The organism is Bradyrhizobium sp. CCGUVB4N (assembly GCF_024199945.1).
GTDB lineage: Bacteria > Pseudomonadota > Alphaproteobacteria > Rhizobiales > Xanthobacteraceae > Bradyrhizobium.
The window spans coordinates 5,368,678-5,385,053 of record NZ_JANADP010000001.1; the positions used below are offsets into that span (position 1 = coordinate 5,368,678).

Annotated in this window: 12 protein-coding genes; 4 read left to right on the forward strand and 8 right to left on the reverse strand. The window is 61.9% G+C overall.

Annotated features, from left to right (window positions below):
• Positions 1-54: 54 nt before the first annotated feature.
• From NLM31_RS24705 to NLM31_RS24715, 3 genes are all read left to right on the forward strand, one after another.
• Positions 55-2,844 (forward strand): UPF0182 family protein, encoded by a 2,790-nt coding sequence (locus NLM31_RS24705; RefSeq protein ID WP_254196256.1) that lies wholly within the window; start codon positions 55-57, stop codon positions 2,842-2,844.
• Between the two features lie 250 nt (positions 2,845-3,094).
• On the forward strand, positions 3,095-3,313 hold the full coding sequence (locus tag NLM31_RS24710) for a hypothetical protein (protein ID WP_254131845.1): 219 nt from the start codon (positions 3,095-3,097) through the stop codon (positions 3,311-3,313).
• Between the two features lie 171 nt (positions 3,314-3,484).
• Complete coding sequence (locus tag NLM31_RS24715) at positions 3,485-4,309, forward strand: hypothetical protein (RefSeq protein ID WP_254131846.1); 825 nt, start codon at positions 3,485-3,487, stop codon at positions 4,307-4,309.
• 42 nt (positions 4,310-4,351) lie between these two features.
• Here NLM31_RS24715 and NLM31_RS24720 read toward each other — a convergent pair whose 3' ends face one another.
• The 7 genes from NLM31_RS24720 to NLM31_RS24750 form a co-directional block, all read right to left on the reverse strand.
• On the reverse strand, positions 4,352-5,041 hold the full coding sequence (locus NLM31_RS24720) for a class I SAM-dependent methyltransferase (protein ID WP_254131847.1): 690 nt from the start codon (positions 5,039-5,041) through the stop codon (positions 4,352-4,354).
• 9 nt (positions 5,042-5,050) lie between these two features.
• Positions 5,051-8,398, reverse strand: a complete 3,348-nt coding sequence (locus tag NLM31_RS24725) for an adenylate/guanylate cyclase domain-containing protein (protein WP_309143702.1) — start codon at positions 8,396-8,398, stop codon at positions 5,051-5,053.
• A 134-nt stretch (positions 8,399-8,532) separates the two neighbouring features.
• Positions 8,533-9,615 carry an ABC transporter ATP-binding protein gene (locus NLM31_RS24730; RefSeq protein WP_254193971.1) on the reverse strand — a complete coding sequence of 361 codons (1,083 nt, stop codon included), beginning with the start codon at positions 9,613-9,615 and terminating at the stop codon, positions 8,533-8,535.
• Positions 9,608-10,588: an ABC transporter ATP-binding protein gene (locus NLM31_RS24735; protein WP_254193972.1), complete on the reverse strand. Its 981-nt coding sequence runs from the start codon at positions 10,586-10,588 to the stop codon at positions 9,608-9,610. The genes NLM31_RS24730 and NLM31_RS24735 overlap by 8 nt, the downstream gene beginning before the upstream one ends.
• A complete protein-coding gene (locus NLM31_RS24740; protein ID WP_254193973.1) occupies positions 10,585-11,406 on the reverse strand; it encodes an ABC transporter permease in 822 nt (273 codons plus the stop codon). The genes NLM31_RS24735 and NLM31_RS24740 overlap by 4 nt, the downstream gene beginning before the upstream one ends.
• Entirely contained in the window at positions 11,403-12,326 is a 924-nt protein-coding gene (locus tag NLM31_RS24745; protein ID WP_254196257.1) for an ABC transporter permease, read from the reverse strand. Before NLM31_RS24745 ends, NLM31_RS24740 begins: the two co-directional genes overlap by 4 nt.
• A 59-nt stretch (positions 12,327-12,385) precedes the next feature.
• Positions 12,386-13,975 (reverse strand): ABC transporter substrate-binding protein, encoded by a 1,590-nt coding sequence (locus NLM31_RS24750; RefSeq protein ID WP_254131852.1) that lies wholly within the window; start codon positions 13,973-13,975, stop codon positions 12,386-12,388.
• 199 nt (positions 13,976-14,174) lie between these two features.
• Between NLM31_RS24750 and NLM31_RS24755 the strand changes: the two genes are divergently transcribed.
• Positions 14,175-15,050, forward strand: coding sequence for a hypothetical protein (locus NLM31_RS24755; protein ID WP_254193974.1), 876 nt, complete (start codon positions 14,175-14,177; stop codon positions 15,048-15,050).
• A gap of 22 nt (positions 15,051-15,072) precedes the next feature.
• Here the strand turns inward: NLM31_RS24755 and mtnK are convergent, their stop codons facing one another.
• On the reverse strand, positions 15,073-16,362 hold the full coding sequence (gene mtnK, locus NLM31_RS24760) for an S-methyl-5-thioribose kinase (protein ID WP_254193975.1): 1,290 nt from the start codon (positions 16,360-16,362) through the stop codon (positions 15,073-15,075).
• Positions 16,363-16,376: the final 14 nt, after the last annotated feature.

Consider the following 16,376-nt stretch of genomic DNA (forward strand, 5'->3'; position numbering starts at 1 on the left):
GCGGCGCCCCCCACGACAGGCGCGCCACGTCTGTCGTTCTGCTATAGTGTCATGATGACGATCGGGATTTCCGGACCCGAACGGAAGGCACCAGGGCGAGGCGCCGTGGTGGGATTCATCATCGCGGCCATCATCGCCGTGATCGGCCTGATCCTGCTCGCTCTCGCCGGCGACGTCCTGGTCGACTGGATGTGGTTCTCGTCGATCGGCTACAGGCAAATCTTCTGGACCACGATCGGCGCGAAAGCCGCCGTCTTCCTCGTTGTTTTCGCGGCGAGCGCCACCATCTTGTGGACCAACGCGCGCCTTGCACTTGGCCTCGCCGGGCGCCGACGCCGGTTGCCTGCCGCCTTCGCCCCGACGTTTGCGGCCGTCGTGACGCCGCCCGATCCGTTGGAATTCCTGCGCGAGCGGCTGCCCTGGCGCATTGTGATCGGCGCGGGCAGCGGCCTCTTCGCTCTGTTCGTCGCCTGGGGCGAAGTCGGCAGCTGGAGCACTCTGCTGCGCTTCATCTATCAGGTGCCCTACGGCACCAACGATCCCTTGTACGATAAGGATATCGGCTTCTACCTCTTCTCCCTGCCCGCCTTTGTGGCCGTGAAGAATTGGGCATTGCTGATGCTCTTCACGGGCGCACTGTTCGCCGGATCGATCTACTGGGTGTTTGGCGACATCGAAGACAGAGCCCAACAAGTATCGCCAGCAGCGATCTCGCACGGTTCGGCGCTTCTCGGCCTCTTCTTTGGCGTGAAGGCGTGGTCCTACAGTCTCGACCGCTATCTCCTGCTGTACGGCGACAATGGCGTGGTGGTCGGTGCGGGCTTCACCGACGTCAATGTGGAACTGCCGGTCCTGTGGCTGCTGATCGCACTTTCGATCGTCGCCGCCTTGGCGGCATGCGCGAACCTGTGGGTGCGAACCTACCGCCTTCCCACAGCCGCGATTGTGCTGTTGTTCGGCGGCGCCTTGCTGCTGTCGGGCATCGTCCCCGCGGTATTTCAGCGCTTCTACGTCGGGCCGAACGAGCTGGAGTGGGAGCGGCCCTACATCGAACGCAACATTGCCCTGACCCGCGAGGCCTACAATCTCAATCGGATCGTGCCGAAGCCTTTCCCTGCGGAACAGAACCTGACTTTCCGGGCACTCGAGGCCAACAAGGCCACCATCGAAAATATAAGGCTGTGGGATTGGCAACCCTTGGCCGACACCTACGCGCAACTGCAGGAGATTCGCACCTACTACAAACTGCGCGATCTCGATGTCGATCGCTACTGGCTTGGCGATACCTACCAAAGCGTGATGATCTCAGGCCGCGAGCTGAATTCCGCGCTGCTGCCATCCAACGCGCAAACCTGGGTCAACCGGCATATCCTGTTCACCCACGGCAATGGTGTGGTGATGAGTCCGGTCACCCAGAAGAGCGGTGAAGGACTTCCGCTGCTCTATCTGCACGACATTCCTCCGGTCGCGCACGGAAGTCCCGCCATTCATGAACCGCGCATCTATTACGGACAGCAGACCGAGGACTACGTCATCGTCAAGGGAACCGTGCCGGAGTTCGATTATCCCAAGGGAAAGGACAATGTCTACGCGTCCTATGACGGCTCCGGCGGCGTGCCGCTGTCGGGCATGGTGCGGAGACTGATCTTCGCCCACCATTTCAACGATGTGAACCTGGTGCTGTCAGACTACATCGGCGACGACAGCCGGATCATGATCCGGCGCAACATCCAGAAGCGGGTCGGCACGATCGCCCCGTTCCTCGCGCTCGATCGCGATCCCTATCTGGTCGTCAGCGAGGGCCGGATGTTCTGGATGCAGGACGCCTACACGACGAGCGAATATTTTCCCTACGCACAGCCTGCGCCCGGCCTCAACCTCAACTATATCCGCAATTCGGTGAAGGTCGTGATCGACGCCTACAACGGCACCGTCGACTTTTACCTGATGGACCCGGCGGACCCGATCGCCGCGACCTATCGACGAATCTTCCCGGACCTGTTCAAGCCGTTCGCGGCCATGCCGTCCGATCTTCAGAAGCACATTCGCTATCCCGAAGACCTCTTCCTGATCCAGGCGCGGCTCTTCCAGACCTACCACATGGAAGCGGCCGATGTTTTCTATAACCGCGAGGACCTCTGGCAATTTCCGCGTCAGCCGGCCAGTGACGGCGTCTCTTCAATGGACGGCATCACCGCGATGGTCCCTTACTACATCATCATGCGGCTGCCCGGAGAGGCACAAGCCGAGTTCTTCATCATGATCCCGATGGTGCCGAGCCGTCGCGACAACATGATCGCATGGCTCGCCGCGCGCTGCGACGAGCCCGGCTATGGCAAGCTGGTCGTGTACGAATTTCCCAAGGAGAAGCTGGTCTACGGACCGTTCCAGATCGAGGCGCGAATTCATCAGAACACCGACATCTCCCAACAGATATCGCTGTGGAACCAGATGGGGTCGCGGGTGATCCGGGGAAATCTGCTCGTGATCCCGATCGAGAATTCGATTCTCTACGTGTCACCGCTGTATCTGCGGGCCGAGCAAGGACATTTGCCGGAGCTCAAGCGGGTGATTGCCGCCGATGGCGAGCATGTCGTCATGAGGGAAACACTTGCTGAGGCCCTGTCGGCACTCTTCGTGGACGACGGAGCTGCGTCGGCGCCGGCTGCGACCGCGGAATCGCCTGGCGATGAGGCCGCGGCAAGGCGCGCGCAGGAGGCGCTCGATCACTACAATCACGCCATGGAGCGGTTAAAATCCGGCGATTGGACAGGCTTTGGCAAAGAGATCGGCCTGATGCGCGGCATTTTGGAGGATATCCGCCGGCAATCGGGTAGCCGCTGATTGACCCATCAGCGGATTTTGGGCCATCCGTGCGCTTGGAAACGCCCAAGAGTTGCAAAGTGTTGGACGCTCGTTGCAAGTCCAACCGCTGCATGCCAAGCTCTACCACGAGGGGCGCCCTGCACCATCCATTTGCACGGCTTCGCGCGATCAAGTTTGCCGCGTTGCGAACATTGGCTCGACAACGGGGTGTTCCTCGATGAGCGAGGTCGTAGTAGCTTGAGACATTGTTCAATCAGGAGTGGATTTCATGGCTAAGGAAAAGGACGAGGGCGTTCCTCTCGCCAAGGATTTTGTTGCGGTTCGTGTCAACGTGACCTCGTCGCAACTGGACCAGGTCCTCTCGGCGCTCGGCATTGCAGCGAAGCATAGGGCCAGTTTTGCTGCCGGCAGCGTGTTCATCGTGCAGAAGAGGAAGCCTGCGGCGAAAAAGAAAGCGCAGCGGCGGCCAGTGAAGAAAAAGAAGTAGGCGTGACCGAAATTGACAAGTGACTGGAAGCTTACGTCGGTTCTTAGACGCTCGGGATCGTTCAAACGGTCTCGATGGATCAAGCGCCCAGCCTTTGAGGGAGATGTTGGCGCGTTCAAGCTCCTCGCAAGTGAAGCGCCCATCTCCCTGGAACACCCATCCGGCAGGTCGATGGCGGTCCTGCCGGGTGACATTTTTGTTGCGACGCCCGGTCATCGCGAGTCGACCCGATGGGTGGTCGGTGGCGTTCCCAAGGAGGGCCTCCTTCCGGACAAGGAGTATTCGGTCCTGTCGAGCTGCGGCATTGTCGGCGAGTTGATCGGTTCGTCTTCGCAACGGAAAAGCCCGCTCGGCAAGGTCGAGTTTCTCGGAACGTTGGGATCGCAAAAGGCGAATATTCGGGATTTTTCGGCTATCAACGACGAAGAAGGCTCTGACAAGGGCGCAGAGCTCTATCTGATCGTGGGCACTTCCGCAGAAGTTGGAAAAACGACGGCCGGGCTCACAATCCTACGGTCGCTTCTTCATCAGGGTCACTCGAAGATCGCGGTCCTCAAGGCCACCGGTACCTCGTCCATCGTCGAGCTTTTAACCTACCGGGATTTCGGAGCTTACACGACGATGGATTGCGTCGACTTCGGCCTTCCCACGACGTATCCCTCCGAGAGAAGCGATATCGCGCCGGTATTTGATCGCGCCATCCGGCATATGCTCGGATTGCCCGCAGAAGCCGTGTTGATCGAGTGCGGCGGCGACATCCTGGGTGCAAACGTTCCTGTTTTCCTCGAACGTCTCAAGAAAGCGCGCCCCGTTGACAAGCTCGTGCTCGTCGCGCCGGATTCACTGGCGGCCTTTGGCGGCCTCCGTATCCTGGATAAGATGGGCTACGCGGTGGATCTGCTGACTGGCCCCTGTACCGACACGCCGACCCTGCTGGAAAGGACACAGAAACTGTGTGGGGTCAAAGCGATGAATATGCTGGGGCCACGTCCTTGATGGTGGGTTCGGGCTCACGCGCCAAGGCGCGACGATCATGCTTTAGTCACGCGCCTTCACGCGCGCGCTGACCGCCCAGAAATGTCTAAGTCGAGTTATGCGTACGCGATCGCAATGTTCCGAAAGCGAGTGCCTTAGACCATCATCGTCAGGATAATTCTTGACGATCTCATAGAGCACGTCGTCCTTGCCCACCCTGATCTCATATCTATCTCCAGATCGATCATGCCTCGACATCGGGTTCTTCGCCGCATCCTTGCGATAGGCCTCATCGACGAGCAGGAGCTTTGCGCCCGGCGCAAGTCGCGACAAGAATTGCGCGATGAACCTGCCCTGCTCCTGCTTCTTCAGATGTGACCACCAAAGCACCGCGATCCCGACTTCGAATTGGGTCTCGAATGCGGGTAGGCGGAATGCGTCCGCTGTTACGAACGAAACCTCCGAACCGAGGCGCCGTCCGGCTGCAACGGCCAATGTATTGGCATTGTAGTCAGTGGCGACGACCAGCCTGGCGGACCGGGAACATACCTGTGTCCAATAGCCCGTGCCTGCGGCTATCTCCAACACCGTCTTTCCGTTGACGTGCCGCGTGACCCATCTGCGCAGCCAGGCAAGGTCTGACTGACGCCGGCGCAGTTTGTAGATGTCATCGTACTCGAACGCTCGATGCTTGTAGTATGCCTTGAGCGCGCCCGAGCCTCTGCGGATCATGACTCCGCTCGATTTCAGCATAGGAATGCCTCAGCCCTCTGAATGATTCTCGGACAGGCACGGCGCGCCGATGACGGCCGTTATCTGCGCGAGAAGCTCTGAGGCCACCCTGAATTCCGACATCGATTGACCTTCGGTCAAGCCAGCCAAAGCTGGCAAAAGAACCTCGTACGCTGCGTCGACTCTTCCTTCGGCATGCCAGCATCTTGCCTGAGCGGTGGCGGCCCTCAACTCCCAGAGCCTTGCTCCCTGCTTCCTGGCTATCGCGATGGCTTCGGCGAGCCACAGATCTCTTTCGCCGACCTTTGCGGCGCAAACCAGAGCCCGCATTCGCATGATCTCGGACTTGCACCAAATCTCGCCCGTCTGCTCCACCAGGTGGAACGCTCTCTCCAGCAGCAAGGACGCCTCGGCACCCTGTCCCTGCTCGTGGTGCACTTCCGCGGCCGCCGCCATGAACAACGGGAGGATGACCGAGTGGCCAGCTTCGTGCAGCTCCGCAATATGGCTCCGCATGGCTTCCAGATGAGTTGTGGAGGGTTCCATCCGCGACAACGCCCACGAGTGGAAAAAGCCGCCTTCACGCGACCCGAGGAAGGTTTCGTGGTCCTTGTTGACTTCCAGAAGTCGTCCGGAAAGCGCTGCGCAGCCCTCCACGTCCCTCCACATGATACGCTGTACGCAAGCTCTCCTGACGGCGAGCACCAGCGTTATGACATGATTGAGCGATTCCGCATGCCTCACGCCTTTCATTGCCGTTTCGCATCCGGATTCAGGATAGCCCATCGCGGTCTGCGACATTCCGACTATCGTATACATGGACGCCTTCATGTCCCGACTGGCCAAATTGGCCTCTGGGCCATCCCGATCGACCTCGTAGTCGGTCAGTAATCTGGAGAGGACGTCGCAGGTCTCGCTGAATTCTCCGCGAATGAAATGAGCCAATCCGGCGGCCCGGAACGACATCATCCGCGACTGGGAGTCGGCCAGTCTTGCGTCCTGGTGAAGCTCTCTGATGTCAGCGGCGCATCGCGCCAGGCTGTCCGCATCGGAATGAGTAAAATAATGATTGATCAGACCATCATGGACTCTGAGGAGAGATATCGCATCACCGGTCTGAAGGCTCAGTTTGCGGGCTCGCTCATAGCAGGTGAGGACTTCCTCGCTGCCAGATCCACGCAGATCTATCAGTGCCCGCCCGAGCTGCAATTGCAAGAACAGCTCCCGTTCAGCACTCTGTGCCTCCGACGGAAGCAAGTCTTGCTGACGAAGCGCATTCTTCAAATGACTGGCTTTCTCGGCCAGCGCGGAGCGACCGGATGCTTTTTCTGCAGCGAGCAAGTAGTACTTGATCGATCGGTCCGGCTCGCCGGCTTCTTCAAAATGAAACGCCAGTACCTCCGCGTTCGCAATCGGACTATGCTCAGCGGCTTTCTCCAACACTTCGGCAAGGCGTAGATGCAGCTGGCGTCTGCGAGTACGTAAAATGGAGTCATAAGCTGCGTTCTGAACCAGGGCGTGCTTGAACGAATAAGAGCTGTCTGGCACGCGCCCGCGACCATGCACGAGCCCCGCCGCAGTCAACTCGTCCAGCGCGGCAATCAGGGCGCCCTCATCCAGGTCACCGATGCTGTTGAGGACGTCGAACGAAAACTCTCGCCCGATCACCGAAGCAGTCTGGGCCACTTCCTTGGCACTCGGATAACGATCCAATCGCGCGGTCAAGGAGGCATGCAGCGAAGGAGGCACCAAGGACGTATATCCCGCACCACCCTTGAGCTGGTCCAGCTGGCTCTCCAAAACCGACTTGGTCAACTCCTCGATATGCAACGGCACGCCATCAGAGCGGGATATGATTTCATCGATGACTTCTGCCGGAAGGGCGTGCTCGCCGGATACAGCATCGACTAGCAACGCTGCATGCCGCCGATCAAACCCGGTCAAGATCAAGTCGGTGACCTGCGGACGGGTAATCCAGGGCGGCCGGAATTCCAGACGACTGCTGGCAATCAACATCAGGGGAAATTGATCGATTTCGTCGATCAACCTGTCGATCAGATCCAGCGTAACTTGATCCGCCCAATGCAGGTCTTCAAAGACAGCCAACCTGGCGGATTGAGACGCCTGCATTCTCAGCAGCCGAATGATCGACGCCAGGGTCATGTCCCTTTTCCTGCGCGCCGGCAAATCGGGCGGCAGTCCTGGCGTTGGCATCGCAATCGAAAGGAGGTCGCCGATCAGAAAAGCATCGGCTTCCGTAGCACCATATTCATCGAGGAGACGCGCCAGTTTCTCCGCCCTGACCGGCATGGAATCTCCGCCTTCGATCTTCGCTGCGAGCTCGATATGGCGGATGATCGGGTAAAGCGGTGCGTCCTGTTGGTGTGGTGAACATGAGAACTGCAGCGGCGGAAATCGATCTCCTTCCTGGCTCGCACGTTCAAGGACTGAAATGAGTCTGGATTTTCCGACGCCTGCTTCGCCGATCAAGAAACAGACCAGCCCCTGACCGGCGACGACCTGCTCCCATCGACGCAGAAGCAGGCCCTTTTCGTCTGCTCGGCCGATGAGCGGCGTCTCGCTTGAACGGAGCGCCTTGAAACGGCTCTCGATGACATTTTCCTTGGTCACCGCCCAAGCGGTGACCGGACCCTTCAGGCCTTTCAGATCCAAGGGGCCGACACGTCGGTACTGAAACATCTCACCGATAAGTCGACGCGTAGCCTCGTCGATAACCATCTCACCTGCCTCGGCGACGGCTTGTAGCCTGGCTGCGAGATTGGGAGTTTCTCCGACCGCAGTCTGGGAATCCCTATCCCCCTCCACGATGGCGCCGATAACGGCTATGCCCGTTGCGATTCCAACGCGACAGTTAAGCGAACCGGGAGGTCCCGCAGGGCTGCTCAGATGATGAACGGCCTCAACCGCAAGCAAGCCGCTTCGCACGGCGCATTCGGCATCGTCCTCGTGTGCACTTGGATAGCCAAAATACGCAAGGATGCCATCGCCAATGTAGCGAGCGACGTATCCTCCGTTTTTCGAAACCAGGTTCGTGACACATTCGTGGTGAGCGGAGATCGCCTCTCGCAAATCTTCCGGATCGAGCCTCGTTCCAAGCGATGTCGACCCGACCAGGTCAACGAACATGACCGTCAGCCGGCGCCGCTCGACTTGGGGCTTTGCGACGGCTTCGGGAGCACCTGCTCCGCGATCTCCAGAAAATTCTTTGGCGCTCGTCTGACCGCATTCAGAGCAAAATCGCGCGCCCGCAGCGTTCTGGTGTCCGCATGAACCACATTGCCACGAAAGTGGCATGCCGCAATCGCGGCAAAACTTCGAGCCAGCAGCAACACGCAACCCACAGCGGGAGCAGAGCATATCAACCTGCTAATCCGATCGGTAAAAGGCCTGACCCTTTCCAAAAGTCTAGATTCCAGCAGACCTGCTGTCACGTGTCAGGAGAAGCGTACGGAGACAATTATGCAATTATTACGCCTCGGCAGCACCGCGTACTAAGGCGCGGGCTGGGCTTGCGCTCCGTCCGGGGGATGACCGCTTCCCTTCGAGACCGCCACCAGCCGACCCGCAATCTCCTCGCTCCGCCAGCACCGCACCGCATGCCCATCCGGCCGCGTCTCCAGCACGGGCCCCGGCTCGTGACGGCACACATCTTCCGCATATCGGCAACGCGGGCTGAAGGCACATCCGTTCGGCGGATTGAGAGGATTGGGCAAGTCGCCGCCAGTCGTCGCCAGCGGTGCATGGTGCAAGGGATCGGGGATCGCCGCGATCAGGGCTTGCGTATAGGGGTGCGCCGGCCGTTCGAAAATTTCGCGCCAGTCGCCGTTCTCGACGATGCGGCCGAGATACATCACGGCGACCCGGTCGCTCATGTGCTCGACGACGCCGAGGTCGTGGCTGATCATGATGTAGGAGAGACCGAGCGTCTCCTTCAGCTCCAGCAGCAGGTTGATGATCTGGGCGCGGATCGAGACGTCGAGCGCCGAGACCGGTTCGTCGCAGATGACGATCCTGGGGTTGAGGATCAGCGCGCGGGCGATGCCGATGCGCTGGCGCTGGCCGCCGGAGAATTCGTGGGGGTAGCGGTCGGCCTGTTCGGGCCGCAGGCCGACATGGCGCAGCATGGTCGCGACGCGATCCTCGATCTCGCTTCTCGCGGTCACGCCATGCACGCGCAAGGGATCTTCCAGCGTGCGCCGAACGGTCTGGCGCGGATTGAGCGAGGCGTAGGGATCCTGGAAGACGATCTGGACGGTCCGAGCGAGCGATTTGCGGTCGCCGGATTGCCTGTTGGTCACGACCTGCCCGTCCAGCACGATGCGGCCGCGCGTCGGGGTGAGCAGACCAAGGATCGACAGGGCGACCGTCGATTTGCCGGAGCCGGACTCGCCGACGAGGCCGAGGCATTCGCCACGTTTCAGCTTGAGATCGACACCGTCAACGGCACGGAGCACCCGACCGCCGCGGCCGAGCAGGCCGCCACCAATCGGAAAATGAACCGCGAGATCCTCGACGCTGAGGATGAGATCGTCGTCCGCCCTTCCCTCGCCCGGTCTGCTCTGGGGTTCATGCATGGTGATGACACCTCACCAAACCGCCCGACTCCAGAGGATCCGCCACCGGCACGACGCTCCTGCAAATCTCGGTCGCCTGCGCGCAGCGCGGATTGAACCGGCAACCATCAGGGAAGTTCGTGATGGCCGGGACGACGCCCGCGATCTCCTTGAGCCTGCTGCGGCCAAGTGCTGCGCGGCTGCCGAGCCGCGGCAGCGAGTCGACCAGGCCTTGGGTGTAGGGATGCGAGGGGGTGCGAAAAATGTCGGCGGAACCGCGCTCTTCGACGATGCGGCCGGCATACATCACCGCGACGCGGCGGCAGACATTGGCGACCAGGCCGAGATCGTGGCTGATCATCAGGATGGCCGTGCCGCGTTCGGCGCAGAGATTGCGCATCAGTTCGATGATTTCGGCCTGCACGGTCACGTCGAGCGCGGTGGTCGGCTCGTCCGCGATCAGGAGATCCGGACCGCAGGCCAGCGCAATGGCGATCATGACGCGCTGGCGCATGCCGCCGGAGAGCTGGTGCGGGTAATCGTTCACGCGCCGCTCCGGCGCCGGCACGCGGACGCTCGCCAGCGCCTCGACCGCGAGCTGGTTGGCCTCCCGCCAGCTCTTGCCCTTGTGCAGCACGAACATCTCGGCGATCTGGCGTCCGACGGGCGAGACCGGGTTGAGCGCCGTCATCGGCTCCTGGAAGATCATGGCGATGCGGTTGCCGCGCAGGTCGCGCTGGGCGGCCGCGGACAGGTGCTGGATCTCGCGCCCGTCAAACCGGATGACGCCGCTTCCGATCGACAAGGGCGGCCGCAGCAGGCCGATCAAGGCGAGTGCCGTGATGCTCTTGCCGCAGCCGGATTCGCCGACCAGGCCGAAAGTCTCGCCGCGATCGATGCGGAACGAAATGCTCTCGGCCGCCGCAACGCGTTTCGTTCCATCGTCGAGATCGATGCGGAGATCCTCGACTTCGATCAGGGGCGCGCCGGTCATGTGCGCCGGCTCCGCGACTGGGGATCGAGGATGTCGCGCAGGCCATCGCCAAGCAAATTGAGGCCGAGCACCGTCAGGAAGATGGCCAGCCCCGGGAAGATCGAAAGCCACGGCGCCGTCGTGATCTGGTCGCGGGCATCCGACAGCATGCTGCCCCAGCTTGGGAATGGCGGCCGAACGCCGAGCCCAAGGAACGACAAGGCGGCCTCGGACAGCACCGCGCTGCCCATGCCGAGCGTGCCGATGACGACGATCGGTCCCAGCATGTTCGGCAAGAGCTGCGTGATCATGATGCGGAGATCGCCGTAGCCGAGCACGGTCGCGGCCTGCACATAGCCCTGGCTTCGAAGCGACAGCGCCGAGGCCCGCGCGATCCGGCAGGTGAAGGACCAGTTGGTGAGGCCGAGCGCAATCAGGAGGCTGGTCAGGCCCGGTCCGAGCACCGCCATGATGGCGAGCGCGAAGATCAGCGAGGGGATCGCCAGCATGACGTTGGTCAGGGCGTTGACGACGTCGTCCCACCAGCCGCCCCAATAGCCGGCGCTGAGGCCCAGCGCGACGCCGATGACGCTGTTGATGAGCTGCGAGACGATGCCGACCGTCAAAGAGACCCGCGCGCCGTAGACGACGCGGGAATAGATGTCGCGGCCCTGGTCGTCGGTGCCGAACCACCAGGTCCAGCTCGGCGGCTCTTCCGCATTCATGAGGTTGGCGTCCAGGACGGGATCGGTGTGCGCCAGCCAGGGCGCGAGCACGCCGACCAGGATGGCGAGCGCAAACAACGCGCCGCCAATGATGAGGTTGGCGCGCAGCTTCATGCGTATCTGATCCTGGGATCGATCACGCCGTAGAGCAGATCGATCAGCAAATTGATCGCGAGGAAGGCCAGCACGACCACGAGAATGGAGCCCTGGACGGCGGGAATGTCGCGCTGGAGGACGCTGTCGACCAGCAGCGAGCCGATGCCCGGCCAGGAGAACAGCTTTTCGACCACGACCGCCTGCCCCATCAGCCCGCCGAATTGCAGGCCGACGGTGGTGAGAATGATGACGAGCGCATTGCGCATGACGTGCCACTTCACCACGCGCGTCTCGCTCATGCCCTTGGAGCGCGCGGTGCGGACGAAATCGGCTGTCATGATCTCGAGGACGGCGGCGCGCGTCGTCCGGGCAAACAGCGCCATCGGCGAGACGCCGAGCGTCAAGGCCGGCAGCAGCAGATATTTCAGGCCGCCATCGCCATAGCCGAAGCTCGGCAACCAGCCGAGCTTCAACGCAAAGACGTACATGATCACCAATCCGAGCCAGAATTTGGCGATGGAAAGGCCGGACACCGCCACGACCATTGCGAGCGTGTCAACAAGTCCGCCCGGCCGCAATGCGGCGACGAAACCGAGCGGCACGCCGAGCAGAACCGCAAATGCCATGGCCGTGAAGATCAGCTGCAACGTCGGCCAGGCCCGCTTGGCAATCATCGATGTCACCGGCTCGCGCGTCCGGAACGAGGTGCCGAAATCACCGGTCGCGAGCTTGGCGATGTAATTGCCGAAGCGCACATAGACGGGATCGTTCAGGCCGAGCTGCTGCTTCAGGCGCAGCTCGACCTGGGGATCGACGTCGTCGCTCATGGTCGAGGCGATGCTGCCGGGAACGACGCTGAACAGCACGAAGACCAGCAGCACGACGGCCAGCACGGTCGGAATGGTCTGCAGGAGGCGACGGATCAGGAAGGAGAGCATCGGCACTTTCTTCCCTCCCTTCATCGCTCATGGCGATGAAGGGAGCACGAGAACGCGTGTTACTTTGCCGGCGAGGTCTCGTCGACCCAGAGCTCCTCGACGTTCTGATGGGTCAGCTCCGTCGCATTGAGCTGAACGCCATGGAGCCAGGGCTGCACGGCCATGACGGCCTTGTTGTAGTTGAAGAACCAGACCGGCGCCTCCTCGTAGAGCAGCGCGTTGGCCTTTTGCAGCAGCTGGGTGCGCTTAGATGAATCGTCGGCCTGCCCTGCCTCGTCCATGATCTTGTCGAACTCAGGGTTCTTGAAGATCATGTAGTTGCAGGCCGATTGCGGCGTCGACGAATGGAAGCATTTCAGCGCGGCCTGGGGGTCCGGACCGGTCTGTTGCGAATAGATGTAGGCCTGGTAGTCGCCGGTGCGGACCACCTCCGACAACACGGCGGCCTCGACCTGCTTGACCTTCACCTTGATGCCGACCTTGTCCAGCATCGGAATGACGGCCGAGACGATCGGCAGGCCCCAGCTTTCGTTCTGGCTGGTGGTCCATTCGAATTCGAAGCCGGAGGCGTAGCCGGCGTCAGCGAGCAGCTGCTTGGCCTTGGCAGGATCGTAAGCGTACGGCTTCATCGTCTTGTCGTAGGCGGTCGAGGTCAGCGGCAGCCAGCTGGTGGCGCGATAGGCCTTGCCCTTGACCAGCTTGCTGATGATCAAATCGGTATCGATCGCGTAGTTGATCGCCTGCCGGACGCGCTTGTCGGAGAACGGCTTGAAGTTGGGGTTCATGCCCATGTAACGCGTGAAGACCTCGGCGACCTCGGCGATGGTGCCCTTGAGATTGGGGTCGGTCTGATAGGCGACATATTGCGCCGGCCCGAGCACGGAGGTGTCGATCTCCTTGTTGCGGAAGGCGACGTCGCGGGCCGCCGCCTCGCCCATGATCGAGACGATCAGCTTGTCGGCGTAGGGCTTGCCGGGCTTGTAGAACTTGTCCCACCGCTCCATGACGATGCGCGAGCCCGGCACGTGCTCGACGAACTTGAACGGGCCGAGGCCGATCGGATGCTGGATGAAGCTGTCCTTGGCGGCCTCGTCGGCGGGGTAGATCGAGGTCAGCGCCGTGAAGAAGTAGAAGCCGGGCTCGACCTTCTCGGTCAGCTTCATCTCCACCGTGAAATCGTCGATCTTCTTCAGGCCGGAGATTTCCTTCGCCTGCCCTTTCTCGACCGCGGCCGCGCCCTCGATGACGCGAACATAGCGCGCACCGGGATAGGCCTTGGTGCCGTCCATGATGCGGTTGAACGACCAGATCACGTCGTCAGCCGTCATCTTGCGGCCGTTGTGGAAATAGGCGTCGTCGCGGAGCTTGAAGGTCTGAACGAGCCCACCGCTGGAGACGATGACCTCCTTCGCGAGTTCAGGGACCGGCTTTCCTTCCGCGGAGTCCCAGATGTAGAGCGAGCGATGCAGGCCCTTGGCGTAGATCTCGTCCTGGGCGCGCTGGGTGGTGTGAATGTCGAGACTGGTGAAGCTCGAGCCATAGGGCGCCGTCATGCGGATGGTTCCGCCCTTGCGCGGCGTCTGGGCCTCTGCCGGGGCGGCGAGCGCCAGTCCCAGGCCCGCGACGATCGCCAACATCCTGAACATCATGTGTCCCCTAATGCAGGTATTCCGATCAGGGATTTGATCATTCACAGCCTGTCGAACGCAAGCTTCGTTTTGCGTCCCCGGCAATGCAAGCCACCGATTGACGCGGTGCGTCATCGCGCAATGGGAACAGTGAACATTTTTCGCAATCGACGCGACCAAGCTCAGGATCGTTGTCTGAGCCCCAGGGATCGCGGAAAAAATGAAACGCCGAATGCTAGGTATCCTGCTCGTGGGCAGTCTGGTCGCCGCGACAGCGGCGATGGCGATCCCTGTTACGCCGGATCCGGGCCCCGCTGACGGCATCGACGTCGGCTGGTATCGCAGCACGGGCCTGGACACGGCCGTCGACCAGACCTGGTGGGCGACCAGGAACCGCTGCGTCCCGGACACTCTCGGCGAACGCCTGATCTGCGGCGCTCTCGGGTATTTGGCGCGGGCAGCAGGCCGGACCTTCGAGGCCAAAATGTCCGACGACGCCGGTCTGCCGCTGCCGGCCGGCTGGGACCTGATGACCACGAAGAACGCGTCCTTCATCAGGTCGGCGCATGTCGAGACGCCGCTCGATCTCGCAGCCGTGCTCGACTTCTATCGCGCCTCGCTCGGACAGCGTGGCTGGACCGAGACGAACGGCGCGGTCATCGCGCCCGACAGGGCCGAGATCGCTTTCACGACGTCAGACGGACCGGCGACGCTCCGGCTCGTCCGCCAGGACAACAAGACCATCGCCGACCTTTCCCTGCGCAAGCGGTGGAGCGTGACGGCCGGCATCGCGCCAAAACCGGGGCAAGTGAAATTGATGCTCGGCAACGAGACGGATAAAGCGGCAGTTATCACCGTCAATGAGCGAACCGTCAGGCTGGCGGCGCACGCGGGAGAAAAACTGACCCACACCGACGATGCGGCGAGCGAAAAGTCCGATATCCCAAAGCTCGATCTGCCGCCAGGCAAGCACAAGATCACTGTCAAGGCCGAGGGCAGCGCTGCGCGGAGCCGGGAGCTCGAGATCGCAGCCAACGAGACCTGGGGCCTGCTGGTCGGCCCGGATGGCGCACCGCTGCCGATACGGCTGTATTGAGGCGCGCGACGCTCTCTCTCCGTCAGCCCGACAGCTCCGGCTGCCAATCCCCCAGCTTCCGCGCAGCCCCCGTGATGTCGGCGATGGTTCGAAACGCCACCGCCTCCACCATCATCCCGCGCGCGAGCCGCACGGCGCGGGCCTCGCTCACCGCCCGCACCTTCGGATCCTCGATCAGCTCGAAATCGATGTTGTGGGCAAGGCCGAAGATGCGGCGGATGGTTTTGGCGGCGGCGAATCCGACCGTGTCGGTGAACAGGCGCTGCATGTAGGCCTGCCGCTCGGCCTCGAGGCGCATCGCGCCCTTCTCGCCGGCAAAGAGCGAGACCGGATAGGCATCGCCGCGGGCCTCCGACCGCCAGAGATCGAGGAATTTTCGCGAAAACTCATTCCAGACCTGGTCGACCGTCTCCAGCACCCAGCCCTCGAATTCGCGGCGCTCGCCCGGCCTGCGCTCGTGGCCGGCAGAGGCGAAATAGGCCATCAGCAGATTGGCCAGCACCGCGCCGACGTCAAAACCCATCGGGCCGTAGAAGGCGAATTCGGGGTCGATCACCCGCGTCTCTGCCGACGTCACCATGATCGAGCCGGTGTGGAGATCGCCATGCAGCAGCGCTTCCGGGCTCGCCATGAATTTCAGCTTCAGCCGGGAGATCGCGACATGCAGCTCCATGTCCTCGCGCAAGGACGCGGCCAGGCCGTCGAGATACGGCGCCGTCCAGCGGTTCTGCTCGGCGATCCTATAGGGATCGGTGAAGATCAGATCCTCGGTGATCTTGCACAGCGCATGATTGCCGGCGAAGGCGGCGATGGCCTCCTTCTTCTCCGCGGCCGTGAGCGCGAGGTCGGAGGTGAAGAACAGCGTCCGCGCCATGAACGTCGTGATGTCATCGACGAAGCGCGGATAGGACGTCGCAGCCACCAGCCCCTTGCGCATGATGATATGGGGCTCGAGCAGCTCCATCACCGTGAGTGCCAGCGTCTCGTTGTGGTGCAGCAAGGCCGGCACGAGGCCGGGCGCGAGCTGGGCCTGCCGGGACAGCGCGAGATATTCGTAATGGGCCCGCGACAGCGGCAGCGGCCAGCTCTCGCCGACCAGGCGAACGTAAGGCAGCGCCTGCTTCACGGCGATGCCGCCGCTGGCGCCTTTCACGATGAAGACGAGGTTGAGATTGCCGTCGCCGACCTCGGTGATCCCCCAGGCGGCCGGCGCGCCGCCAAGCAGTGCCGCGATGTCAGGCAGGCCCGCGAGATAGTCCCGCAAGGCCGCTTCCTGAAGAATCCGGTAATCCCCCGCCTGCCCTTGCGCCATGACGATCCCATCCC